The organism is Pseudoroseomonas cervicalis ATCC 49957 (genome assembly GCF_000164635.1).
Classification (GTDB): Bacteria; Pseudomonadota; Alphaproteobacteria; order Acetobacterales; family Acetobacteraceae; genus Pseudoroseomonas; species Pseudoroseomonas cervicalis.
The window spans coordinates 286,738-298,547 of record NZ_GG770781.1 but is presented as its reverse complement, the minus strand read 5'-3'; the positions used below and the strand labels follow the sequence as shown (position 1 = coordinate 298,547).

9 protein-coding genes are annotated in these 11,810 nt (G+C 72.6%); 4 read left to right on the top strand and 5 right to left on the bottom strand.

Annotated elements, in window-relative coordinates:
* The coding region (locus HMPREF0731_RS25655; RefSeq protein ID WP_040613651.1) for a hypothetical protein at window positions 1-250 on the bottom strand (250 nt) is incomplete at its 3' end.
* A gap of 234 nt (window positions 251-484) precedes the next feature.
* Between HMPREF0731_RS25655 and repA the strand changes: the two genes are divergently transcribed.
* From repA to HMPREF0731_RS16365, 4 genes are all read left to right on the top strand, one after another.
* Complete coding sequence (repA, locus tag HMPREF0731_RS16380; protein WP_007005292.1) at window positions 485-1,684, top strand: plasmid partitioning protein RepA; 1,200 nt, start codon at window positions 485-487, stop codon at window positions 1,682-1,684.
* Window positions 1,681-2,667, top strand: a complete 987-nt coding sequence (repB, locus tag HMPREF0731_RS16375; protein WP_007005291.1) for a plasmid partitioning protein RepB — start codon at window positions 1,681-1,683, stop codon at window positions 2,665-2,667. Before repA ends, repB begins: the two co-directional genes overlap by 4 nt.
* A gap of 500 nt (window positions 2,668-3,167) precedes the next feature.
* Window positions 3,168-4,097 carry a replication protein RepA gene (locus tag HMPREF0731_RS16370; protein WP_040613648.1) on the top strand — a complete coding sequence of 310 codons (930 nt, stop codon included), beginning with the start codon at window positions 3,168-3,170 and terminating at the stop codon, window positions 4,095-4,097.
* Window positions 4,098-4,212: 115 nt separating this feature from the next.
* The gene (locus HMPREF0731_RS16365) at window positions 4,213-6,141 is read left to right on the top strand and encodes an AI-2E family transporter (protein WP_007005289.1); all 1,929 of its coding nucleotides are present in this window, start codon (window positions 4,213-4,215) and stop codon (window positions 6,139-6,141) included.
* A gap of 78 nt (window positions 6,142-6,219) precedes the next feature.
* On the opposite strand, the gene HMPREF0731_RS16360 is transcribed toward HMPREF0731_RS16365, so the two are convergent.
* The 4 genes from HMPREF0731_RS16360 to HMPREF0731_RS23290 all read right to left on the bottom strand — a co-directional run.
* Window positions 6,220-7,215 carry an asparaginase gene (locus HMPREF0731_RS16360; protein ID WP_007005288.1) on the bottom strand — a complete coding sequence of 332 codons (996 nt, stop codon included), beginning with the start codon at window positions 7,213-7,215 and terminating at the stop codon, window positions 6,220-6,222.
* Window positions 7,216-7,272: 57 nt separating this feature from the next.
* On the bottom strand, window positions 7,273-8,541 hold the full coding sequence (locus tag HMPREF0731_RS16355) for a glycosyltransferase (protein WP_007005287.1): 1,269 nt from the start codon (window positions 8,539-8,541) through the stop codon (window positions 7,273-7,275).
* A complete protein-coding gene (locus HMPREF0731_RS16350) occupies window positions 8,541-10,091 on the bottom strand; it encodes a hypothetical protein (protein ID WP_007005286.1) in 1,551 nt (516 codons plus the stop codon). Before HMPREF0731_RS16350 ends, HMPREF0731_RS16355 begins: the two co-directional genes overlap by 1 nt.
* A gap of 147 nt (window positions 10,092-10,238) precedes the next feature.
* Window positions 10,239-11,810, bottom strand: a 1,572-nt coding sequence (locus HMPREF0731_RS23290) for a glycosyltransferase family 4 protein (RefSeq protein WP_007005285.1), incomplete at its 5' end; no start/stop codon positions are given.

The following is an 11,810-nucleotide window of genomic DNA, read 5'->3' as shown; positions in this document are numbered from 1 at the left end:
CCTTCTGGGGGGCGTCGGCCAGCTCGGCCAGAAGCTCATCCGCCGCGACGCGCTGCCCCTCCTCGACCAGCAGCCGGCCGAGCCGGGTGACGTTCATGCCCCCCGGCGCGCCGATGCGGCGGATGCGCGAGGCGGGCTCCACACGGCCAAGCGCGCCGACACCGAGGGCGGTCCCGGCGGGCGCGGGGTCGCGCGCCGACAGTGGCGCGGGCGAGAGGGTCAGGGCCAGCGCCAGGGCGGTGGCCAGCAAGGTCAGGCATCTCATGGGCGGGTCGGTTCGCTCCTCCGGCGCTGCATGTGCCATCCGGTTGCGGCGCAACAAGGGCAGGCGGCGTTGACAGCTGTCAATGGCGAGGCCGGCGCGGTGGCCGACGCCGCGGAGCGCCACGGCGCCGTTGACAGCTGTCAACGGCCAAGCCTGTATTCGACGGGACAGCGTTGTGCTAACGCTGAAAAGCCTCATTTCCGGAGAAAAGCGTCGGCCATGTCCGCCACCACCGCCGCGCCCGAGCCGATCGACCAGCGCATCGGCGCCGATGCCAGGGCGCTCAGCGCCCAGCTCGCCCTGCTGCGCAACCGCATCTTCCCCCCCGCCGCGCAGAAGACGCTGCGCCGCTTCTCCAGCGGCGAGGTCGCCAGCCTGCTCGGCATCAGCGATTCCTATCTGCGCCAATTGGCGCTCGCCGGGGAAGGCCCGGTGCCGGAAAAAGGCCCCGGCGGGCGCCGCGCCTACACGCTGGAGCAGATCCACGCGCTGCGCGGCCTGCTGAAGGGGAAGAACCGCCAGGCCCCGCCGCGCCGGCAGGAAGGCGAGCATCTCCAGGTCATCGCGGTGGCCAATTTCAAGGGCGGCTCCGGCAAGACCACGACGGCGGCGCATCTGGCGCAGTACCTGGCCTTCCAGGGGCACCGGGTGCTGGCGCTCGACCTCGACCCGCAGGCCAGCCTCTCGGCGCTGTTCGGCTACCAGCCCGAGCTGGATATCGGCGAGAACGAGACGCTCTACGCCGCGCTGCGCTACGACAGGCAGCGCAAGCCGCTGCGCGAGGTGATCCGGCCGAGCTACATCGCCGGGCTCGACATCGTGCCGGCCAATCTGGAGCTGCACGAGTTCGAACACGACACGCCGCGCATGCTGGCGCAGTCCGAGCGGGCCAAGGAGACGCTGTTCTTCACCCGGCTGACCGAGGCGCTGGCGACGGTCGAGGCGGAGTACGACATCGTCGTCATCGACTGCCCGCCGCAGCTGGGCTTCCTGACCCTGGCCGCCCTCTGCGCCGCGACGGGCGTGCTGATCACCGTCCACCCGCAGATGCTCGACATCGCCAGCATGTGCCAGTTCCTGCTGATGACGGCCGATCTTCTCTCGGTGGTGCGGGAGGCGGGCGGGCGGCTCGACTATGATTTCCTGCGCTACCTGGTCACCCGCTACGAGCCGCAGGACGGGCCGCAGACCCAGGTGGTGGGCTTCCTGCGCAGCCTGTTCGGCGAGCGGGTGCTGACCAACCCGATGATCAAGTCGACCGCCATCTCCGATGCCGGGCTGACCAAGCAGACCCTCTACGAGGTGGGGCCGCAGAATTTCAGCCGCGAGACCTACAACCGCGCGGCGGAGGCGCTGGACGCGGTGAATGGCGAGGTGCGCCAGCTGGTCGCCCAGGCCTGGGGCCGCGCCGCCCGATGAGCCGCAAGGACACGCTGAAGCGCCTGCTCGGCGCCGGCCCGGCCGAGGCGCCGGAGGCGGCGGACGCCACCCCGGCCACCGCCCGCGTCCCCTCGGGCGCGGTGCGCGCCATGGGCCTCAGCCTCGGCCAGCTGCGCGAGGAGGCGGAGGCGCTGCGCGCCCGCGTCGAGGGCGGCGAGACGGTGGTGGCGCTCGACCCGGCGCTGGTCGAGGCCTCCTTCGTCGCCGACCGCATCGCCGGCGACAGCGAGGCGGAGCTGTCCGAGCTGGTGCAGAGCATCGCCGGCTCCGGCCAGCAGGTGCCGGTGCTGGTGCGGCCCCACCCCGAGAAGCCGGGCCATTACCAGATGGCCTATGGGCATCGCCGCCTGCTGGCGGTGAAGCGCCTCGGCATCCCGATCAAGGCGGTGATCCGCGCCCTGTCCGACGCCGAGCTGGTGGTGGCCCAGGGCAAGGAGAATATCGAGCGGCGCAACCTCACCTTCATCGAGCGCGCCCTCTTCGCCGCGCATCTGGAGGCGCGCGGCTTCGACCGCCCGACCCTGCACGCGGCGCTGGCCGTGCAGTCGGCGGAGATGACGCGCTACCTCCAGGTGGTGCGCGCCATCCCGCGCGCCGTCATCCTGGCGATCGGCCCGGCGCCGCGCACCGGGCGGCCGCGCTGGCTGGAATTGCAGCGCCTCTTCGCCGAGGCGGGCGCGGCGGACCTGGCCGAGCGCGCCATGGCCAGCCCCGGCTTCCGCGCGCTGAACAGCGATGCCCGCTTCCAGCGCGTCTTCGCGGCGCTGCGCGACGGCAAGCCGGCGGTGGAGGCCGACCCGTGGTGGCGCACCCCCCAGGGCGACCCGCTGGTGAAGATCGAGCCCGGCCCGCAGGGGCTGCGGCTGACGGTGAATGAGCGGCTGGAGCCGGAATTCGGCCGCTTCCTGGTGGCGCGGCTGGACGCGCTCTATCGCGACTTCCGCGAAGGGGAGGGGGGGTGACCCCCTCCACGCCCCGCATCGCGGCCCCTGGCCTGCGGTGCGGGGCGTGGACTTTGGCGACCATCCCACGGCGCAGCCCGCGCCCCGCATCCGAGGCGGCGCTCCACGCCGCAGCCGCGTGGACTTTGCCGACCCGGCCCAGGCATGCCGCAGCGCCAGCGGAAAACACGGCCTTTCCAGCGGATCAGGGGCTTGGCGAGGGCCGAAGCCGGTCGGCAAAGTCCACAGGACCGCAAGCCTCGATGCGCCCCTGCACCGGTTTTCCAGAGGCTTGCGAGTCGGCCACAGCCACCGGCGTGGACCCTGCCGGCCCGGGCGTGGACTCTGCCGCCGGGCGTCACGGCGGAACAAAGGCTTGCGCGCCTTATCCCGAGGACTTTGCCGGCATATACAAATACTAAGAACAAATATCTTCCAACTAGCTCTGGGTCGGCAGAGTCCACGTCGACAGGGCGGAGCCGCCGCGCCAATGTCCGGCCGGCAAGCAGCAGCGGATGGTCATGGGCACGGTCCACACCCTCATCGAGACGCATGGGCGCCAGGCCAGCCGGGAACTGGTCGAGGGCCGGCGCGGCGCGCGCATCGTCGAGGCGGCGGCGTCCTGGGCCTCGGATGAGGATGTCGGCATCGGCTACATCCATTCCGGGTGGTGCCAGACCGCGCTGCCGCACCGGCGCCCGGCGGATGATGCCTCGATCTGGAAGCTCGAGACCGACAGCCTGACGCTGCTGGTCGAGCCAGGCGTGCGCCTCGGGCCGGATGGCACGCCGGCCCATGTCGGCGTGCCCTTCGGCGCCATCGCCCGGCTGATCCTGATCTACCTCCAGTCGGAGGCGCTGCGCACCGGCTCGCGCGACGTGCAGCTGGGACGTTCGCTGCGGGACTTCCTAGGGCGCCTCGGCGTCTCGGTGGGTGGCAAGACGACCAAGCTGGTGCGCGAGCAGGCCGACCGCATCAGCCGCTGCCGCCTGTCCTTCCACTTCACCCGCAACGGCACCTCGGTGCTGGTGAACCAGAACATCGTCGACATCGCCATGTTCGTCGATGACCCGAACGCGCCGGGCGGGCAGGGGGATCTCTTCGTCGAGACCGCACGGCTCTCGGAGAGCTTCTTCCAGCAGCTGCGCCAGCACGCCGTGCCGCTGGACGAGGCGGCGATCCGCCACATCCGCAATTCCTCCATGGCGCTCGACGTCTATTGCTGGCTGGCCTACCGGCTGCACTCGCTGAACGACAGCAAGCTGATCAGCTGGACGGCGCTGGCGACCCAGTTCGGCGCCGGCATCCGCCTGCGCAAGCATTTCAAGGCGGCCTTCACCGAGAACCTGCAACTCGCCCAGGCCGTCTACCGCGACGCCAGGGTGGAGCTGACGCCGGACGGGCTGCTGCTGCACCCCTCCGCCCCGCCGGTGCGCAAGCTGCTGCGCTGAGGCCCAGGGCCAGCCACGGCCAGGTCGGCAAAGTCCACGCCCTGTCCCCCGCGTATCCTTTTTGCAGTGCGGCGCGTTAGCCCAGCGGATTCAACCCCCGCCGGAGACCGACCCCATGCCCGAACCCCCGCTGCGCCCCCCTGGCCCGGCGACAAGGGCCAAGGTCGCCCCGGCCGAGACCCCCGATCTGCGCAGCCTGACCACCCTCGCCGGCGGCGTGGTGGTGATCGCGGGGCTCTATCTCGGCCGCGACGTGCTGATCCCGGTGACGCTGGCCATCCTGCTCAGCCTGGTGCTCTCGCCCCTGGTGCGGCTGCTGCGGCGGCTGCGCATCGGCCGGGCCACCGCCGTGCTGCTGGCGGTGCTGGTGGCGCTCGGCATCATCCTGGCCGCGGCGGCGCTGATCGGCGCCCAGCTGGCCGAGCTGGCCCAGAATGCGCCGCTCTACCAGCACACCATCCAGCAGAAGCTGGACACGCTGCGGCAGATGACCATCGGCCGCGTCGGCGCCATGGTGGAACGCCTCGGCGCGGATTTCGGCCGCGCCCCCCCGGCCGTGCCCTCCATCGTGCCGCAGGGCGATGCCACCCCGCCCCCCCTGCCGGTCGAGATCCATGATCCCGACATGACGCCGATGCAGATGGTGCGCGCCTTCCTGGCACCGCTGGCCGGGCCGCTCACCCAGGCGGGCATCGTGCTGATCGTCACCATCTTCGTGCTGCTGCAGCGCGAGGACCTGCGCGACCGGCTGATCCGCCTCTTCGGCTCGACCGACCTGCACCGCACCACCATCGCCATGGACGACGCGGCCTATCGCCTCAGCCGCTTCTTCCTGGCCCAGCTCTGCATCAATCTGGGCTTCGGCGCCATCATCGGCCTCGGCCTGCTGGTGATCGGCGTGCCCAGCCCGCTGCTCTGGGGCCTGGTCGCGGCGCTGCTGCGCTTCGTGCCCTTCATCGGCGGCATCCTCGGCGCCGTGCTGCCCATCGGCCTCGCCGCCTCGGTCGATCCCGGCTGGTCCATGGCGCTGTGGACGGCGGCCCTCTTCCTGGCCGTCGAGCCGATCGCGGCGCATGTGGTGGAGCCGCTGACCTATGGCCACAGCACCGGCATGTCGCCGGTCTCGGTCATCATCGCGGCGATCTTCTGGAGCTGGATCTGGGGCCCGATCGGCCTGCTGATCGCCACCCCCGTCACCCTCTGCCTCGTCGTGCTCGGGCGGCATGTCGAGCGGCTGGAATTCCTCGACGTGCTGCTGGGCGACCGGCCGGCGCTCACCCCGGTGGAGAATTTCTACCAGCGCGCCCTGGCCGGCGATCCGGACGAGGCCCAGGAACAGGCCGAGGCCCTGCTGAAGGAACGCTCCCTCTCCTCCTACTATGACGAGGTGGCGCTGAAGGGGCTGGCACTCGCCGCGGCCGATGTGCGGCGCGGCCTGGTCACCCCGGCCCAGCTCGACCGCATCCGCGACAGCGTGACCGAACTGGCCGAGGCGCTGGACGAGCACGACGATACCGAGCCGACCCCGCCCAGCCCCGGCAATGGCGCCGGCCGCATGCTGCGCCTCTCCGGCGCCGAGCAGCGCCTGCCGCGCCCCGCCCCCATGGCGCTGCCCGCCGCCGACAGCATCCCGCCCGCCTGGCAGGCGGAGGGCGCCGTGCTCTGCATCGCCGGGCGCGGGCCGCTCGACGAGGTCTCCGCCACCATGTTGGCGCAGATCCTGCGCAAGCACGGCCTTGGGGCGCGCGTCATCTCCTATGCCGAGGTGTCGCGCCGTGCCATCGGCCATTTCGACGCGCCGGAGGCCCGCATGGCCTGCATCTGCGCCGTGCAGATGCGCGGCGCGCCCACCCATCTGCGCTACCTGCTGCGCCGCCTGCGCCAGCGCCTGCCGCGCCTGCCGCTGATGGTCGGGCTCTGGGCCACGCCGGACAACGCGCTGGACGAGGCCTTGCACCAGTCGCTCGGCGTGCCGCTGGTTGTCGGCACGCTGCGGGAGGCGGTCATCGCCTGTGCGCGCACGGCGGCGAAGGCGCCGGAATAGGCAAAACAGGCCAGGGGAAGGAATTTCCCTGGACCCCATCTTTTTTCCCTCGGGGCCGGCCGCCGCTGGCGGCCGGCGTCACACCGGCAAGGTCGCGCGCAGCCGGCCGACCTCGATGCCGTTCCAGTTGCGCAGGACGGGGGCGGCGAACGGCGCGACCACGGCGCGCTCGGCCTCCGACAGCGGCAGCAGCCGCAGCAGCAGGGCGGCCATCACCACCTCCGCCGCGCGGCCCGCGCCATCCTCGCATTTCAGCGCCACGCCCAGGCCAAGCTCCGGCAGCGCCGCGCAGAACACGCCCTCGGCGCCGGTCTTGGTGAAGGCGCGCTCGCCGAGCGCCTCCATCACCACCGTGTCGAACCGGCCGGTGCCGCCCACCATGAACGGGTGCCGGGCCACCGCCCGGCGCAGCCGCGCCGCCGCCTGCGCCCGTGCCAGCGACACCCCATGCCCGCTGCCCAGCCGCGCGAAGCCCAGCGCCAGCGCCCGCAACGGGATGGCATAGGTCGGGATGGAACAGCCATCGATGCCATGGCTGCCCTCCGCCAGCGCGAAGCCGGTCACCTCCTCCAGCGCCGATTTCACCGACCGCTGCACCGCATGCTCCGGCTGGATGTAGCCGCGCGGCTCGGCGCCCAGGCCGCAGGCCAGGCACAGGAAGCCGGTATGCTTGCCGGAGCAGTTGTTGTGCAGGGCGCTGGGCGAGGCACCCTGCCGTGCCAGGCGCTGGCTGGCGGCCGGCAGGCTCGGCCAGTGCGCGCCGCACTCCAGCGCCGCCTCGTCGAGCCCGAGCCGCGCCAGCCCGCGCGCCGCCACCTCCGCATGCCGCTCCTCGCCATTGTGCGAGGCGCAGGCCAGCGCCAGCGACTCGTCATCCAGCCCGAAGCGGTCGGCGGCGCCGCTCTCCACCAGCGGCAGCGCCTGGATCAGCTTGACGGCCGAGCGGGGGAAGACCGGACGGTCGATATCCCCCTCCGACAGCACCAGCGCGCCCTCGGCATCCACCACCGCGAAGGCGCCGGCATGGCGGGATTCCACCCGCCCCCCGCGCGTGACCTCGACCAGAACCGACATGGAAAAATCCTCCCGCCCCAGCCATAGCCCGGCGCGATGGGGCAGGGGAGGGGGGGTCTACAGCGCCGCCTCTGCCATCGCCCCGCGCGGCGCGAAGGCCGCGTCCAGCCCGGCCAGGAATTCCTCCTTGCCGATCACGTCGCGCACCGTCACGCCAAGCCGCGCCCGCGTCTCGGGCCGGCCCGCCTCGACCAGCACGCGGGCCAGGTCGACGGGGGAGGCGCGCTTGAAATGCAGCCCGTCCACCTCGTGCCGCACCTTCTCCGCCATGCCGCCGATGTCGGAGGCGATCAGCGGCGTGCCGACGCGCCGCGCCTCCTGGATGACGACGGGGGAATTCTCCCACCAGATCGAGGGGATGACGACCCAGCCCACCGCCCCCATCAGCGACAGCACATCGGCCGGGTCGTAGCGCCCGGCGAAGGCGATGCTGTGCGCCGCGTCCTCGATGATCGTCTTGGTCTCGGGGAAGAAGCGCAGCATGTCCTCGCGCTCGGCGCCGAACACGGTGAGGGTGATGTCGGGGTCCTCGACGAGGGCCAGCGACAGCGCCTTGACCAGGATGTCCAGCCCCTTGAACGGCGTCGGCTGGCCGAAGAAGCCGAAGCGCTTGGCCATGGCGGGCGCGGGCGGCGGCGGCCGCGGCACCGCCAGCAGCTCGTCGCCCAGGTAGTTCTCCAGCACGCTGGCGCGCACGCCGCGCAGGCCCCAGGCCTCGTAGCGCGCCTGGATGAACGCGCTCGGATACAGCACATGGTCGAAGCGGCGCAGCGTGTCGAGCAGCACCGCCTTGCGCAGCACCATCGTCTCGATCGCCTTGTCGGGGAAGCAGCCGAGGCAGCGCAGCGGCGATTCCGCGCGGCACAGCTCGCGCCCGCGGGTGCGGATCATCTGGCCGTGATGCAGGCAGATCGCCAGCATCTCATGCAGCGTGATGACGAAGCGCGCATCGGGCCGCGCCTGCATCAGCTCCGAGATCATGTCGGCGCCGATCCGCCAGTAATGGTGGAAGTGGTAGACCTGCACCGGCAGCCCGGCCAGGAAGCGCACCAGGTTGCGGCGCTGGAACGGGTCGTCCCACCACAGCCGGTCCGGGTCCATGCCGCCGAAGGCGAAGAGATACTCGTCCTCCGCATAGGGCATGACGAGATCCATCGTCCGCTGCGCCGCGTAGGCGGTGTTGACCTCGGAGGCGGCGACATAGATCGCCCGCTGGCCCACGCTGCGATGCGTCAGCACCTGGCGATGCGCGGAGACCTCGCCGCCGCCCTTGGAGAAATCCGGATGGGAATGGGCGATGACGCAGATGGCGGGACGGTCGGACATCAGGCGGGGACCTCGACGGGGGCCGGGCTGGCGGGGCCCGGATCGGCCTCGGCCGGGAGGGGGCGGGCGGGCAGCGTCCACAGCCGCTCCAGATGGGCATTGGCCAGATGCGCGGCCAGCGGGCTGCGCCAGGCATGGCCGGGGGGCTGCCAGGGCTGGCCGGGCTGCTCGCGCAGCCGCAGCAGCCGCGCCAGGCTGTCGGCCAGGTCGGCGCTGCAGCCGGCGGCGGCGTGCAAATGGCGCAGCAGCGCCAGCTCCTCCCCCTCCAGCCGGTGGGCGAACAGCGCCGCCAGATCATCCTCGATCACCGCGCGGCCGAGGCGCAGCGGGTCGAGCGGCACCACCGCCGCCCCCGCCTCGGCGGCGCGGCCCAGCGCGATCGCCGCCTCGCGCTCGGTGCTGGCGCGGATGCGGCCGCGGCGGCGGAACACCTGCACCGCCTGCTCCGCCCGCTGGCCGACCAGCAGCAGGGATTCGCACATCGCCTCGATGCGCGGCGCCAGGATGTCGAGCAGCGGCACGCAGGCCGGCTCGTCGACACCGACCATGATGGCCAGCCCCGGCTGGCCGGACGGGCGCGGCGTGGCGCGCGCCAGCGCCTCGAGCGCCGGCAGCATCCCCCGCTCGCGGTTGGCCAGCACCCCTTGCAGCAGCGCCGCGGCGATGCTGCCATCCATCGCCTCGCCGGGCAGCAGGGCCAGCCCGTCCAGGAAGCCCGGCACCGGCTCGGCGCGCGGCTCGGCGCGCAGCCAGAGCATCTCCTCGTCGAAGCTGACCTGCGCCACCAGCTCCAGCCGGCGCAGCCGCGGCAGCAGCGCCGGCGGCACCCGGCCATAGGCGCAGCCGAAATTCGCCGCCTGATGCGCGACGCCATCCTCCTGCGGCAGCAGCACCATCTCGTCCGGGCCGCCATCCTCGGCGCGCAGCGCGCCGATGGCGATGGTCTCGATCTGCAGCCGCCGCTCCGGCCGCCCGGCGAACTGCACGCCGAGCGCGTATTCCCCCGCCGGCGAGGCCAGGCATTCCAGCCGCGCCATGATGCCGAACTGCTCGGCCCGCTGCTTCACCAGCGGCAGCCGCGCGATCCAGGCGGCGAAGGCGCCATAGGGGCGGTACTGGTGGCGCATCAGCGGCAGCCCCTCGCCGCGTTCCAGCGCCGCGCGCAGCAGGCGGAAATTGATGCGCCAGTCCTGCCCCGCGATCACCGCCTGCAGGTCGCGGCTGATGCTGCTGTCGCGCAGGTTGATGCGGCCGCCCAGCTCGCCCGAGCGCAGCATCACCTCGAGCGCGCCGGACTCCGGCACCCCCTCGACCACCAGGGTGAAGCCGCTGACCAGTGCCGCCTGCGGGTCGGGCGGCGTCACATCGGGCCGGGCGTAGAGCAGGCGGAAGGCGGCGCGGTGCTCATGCCCCTGCGGCCCCAGCACGCGCATGTCGAAGGGCGTGCCGCGCGGGGTCATCACCCAGCCGCAGATCAGATGCTGCCGTGGCCCGAGCAGGGCGACGCAGTCGATCGCGATCTGCAGGCTTTCGGAGAAGTAAATGACCATCCATGGCTCCCCGTCGCGCCGGCCTCCCGGCCAGGCACGTTGCATCCCGCCCGGTCCGCTGCGGACCTGTTTTCCTCGCCGTCCCCCGCCCGGCCCGGCAGGCTAGCCGGAGCGGCCTCGTTGCGCCAGGAGGACGAGCCCGCCGCCTCAGGCGGCCCGGCGCGGCGGCGCCTCCATCCCGCGCGACTGGTCGGCGATGGCCTGCAACGCCCGGCGCGACACGGCGCGGCCGAAATGCCGACGGCCGAAGCCATGCGCCGCGGCCGACAGGCGCTGCCGCTCGGCCGGGTCGCGCAGCAGGCGGTCGAGGCCGGCGACGAACTCCGCGCGCGAGCGGGCCAGCAGATAGGCCTCGCCCGCCCCCCCCTCGATGCCGAACACCGCCTCCTCGCTCAGCACCGAGGGGATGCCGCGGCAGAGATACTCGACCGTCTTGATCTTCAGCCCGCCGCCATAGAAGACCGGGTTGATGCCGATGTCGCCGGCATCGAGGAAGCCGGCGAGGTCGGCCACCTGGCCGTGCAGCACGATCCGCCGCGCGGGCAGCGCGAGGTCGCGCAGCGTCTCGCAAACGCCGCCCGCCACATGCAGCTCCGCCTCGCCATGCTGGAAGCAGGGCCAGACCTGCTCGACGAACCAGCGCAGCCCGTCGCGGTTCATCGGGCTGTCGCCGCCGACGAAGATCACCCGCCTCGCCGGGCGGCTGCTGTCGATGCGCGGCGCGGCCGGCATGGAATGCGGCAGGTAGAGCGACTTGCCCGGCAGGCTGCCCGAGAGGAAGCGGTGCTCCTCCGCCTGGATCGCCAGCAGCAGGTCGAAGCCGTCCATGATGCGCAGCTCGTCCGGCACCTCGATGCGGATGTGGTGGTCGAGGCCGAAATGCGCGAAGTTCTGCGCGCGCAGCGACATCACGTCATGCGTGTCGAGCACCGAGAGCGCCGGGAAGCCCTTGGCGTGGCGCAGGTAGCTCAGCCGGATGTATTCGACGAGGCCGATGGCGTAGCTGTGCTGCGCCAGATGCGCCTCCAGCGCGCCGAAGAAGGCGCGGGCGAACTGCGTGCGCTCGAAGGGCTGCATCAGCCCCGCCGTCTCGATCCAGCTCGGCAGCGGGTTGCTGCCGGCCGGGTAGTCCTTGAACGAGAACACCCGGCCGCGCCCGCCCACCAAGCGCTGCGCCGTGCCGCGCTCGGCCGGCGACAGGCTGCGCAGCACGAAGACGTCGAGATCCATCAGCTGGCGGCCGACCCGCAGCAGTTCGGCGATGCGGGCGTGGTTGCCGAGGCTCTCCTGCCAGAAGGGCAGGTCGGTCACCAGCAGCACGCGCGGCCGCTGCAGCGCGGCGCGCAGGGCGGCGCGGTTGCGCAGCAGGGAGGCCTGCCGCTCCACCGTGGCGACGTAGCGGGCATAGAGCGCCTGGCTGGCGGCGGCGACCTCGGCGCGGAAGCCGGGCTCGGCGGCGTAGCGCAGCAGGTGCGGCGCCAGCGCCGCGGCGCCGGGGGCGGCGTGGTAGGGCGCCTCCGGCTCCAGCCCCAGGAAGGCGTCCACCGTGCCGAGCACCGGCCGGCCATGCGCCAGCGCCTCGACCGTCTTGATCTTCAGCCCGGTGCCGCCCTGGTGCGGGTTCACGGCCAGGTCGATGCCGGCATAGAAGCCGGCCAGCTCCGCCACCTCGCCCACCGGCTGCACCGGGGCGGGCTGGCCCTCGGCGGCGCGGCTGGC

Bases quoted from the DNA above. Each gene is read 5' to 3' on its own strand.
- HMPREF0731_RS16360 (WP_007005288.1), bottom strand. From the start codon at position 7,215: ATGTCGGTTCTGGTCGAGGTCACGCGCGGGGGGCGGGTGGAATCCCGC.
- HMPREF0731_RS16355 (WP_007005287.1), bottom strand. From the start codon at position 8,541: ATGTCCGACCGTCCCGCCATCTGCGTCATCGCCCATTCCCATCCGGAT.
- repA (WP_007005292.1), top strand. From the start codon at position 485: ATGTCCGCCACCACCGCCGCGCCCGAGCCGATCGACCAGCGCATCGGC.
- HMPREF0731_RS16350 (WP_007005286.1), bottom strand. From the start codon at position 10,091: ATGGTCATTTACTTCTCCGAAAGCCTGCAGATCGCGATCGACTGCGTC.
- HMPREF0731_RS16365 (WP_007005289.1), top strand. From the start codon at position 4,213: ATGCCCGAACCCCCGCTGCGCCCCCCTGGCCCGGCGACAAGGGCCAAG.
- HMPREF0731_RS16370 (WP_040613648.1), top strand. From the start codon at position 3,168: ATGGGCACGGTCCACACCCTCATCGAGACGCATGGGCGCCAGGCCAGC.
- repB (WP_007005291.1), top strand. From the start codon at position 1,681: ATGAGCCGCAAGGACACGCTGAAGCGCCTGCTCGGCGCCGGCCCGGCC.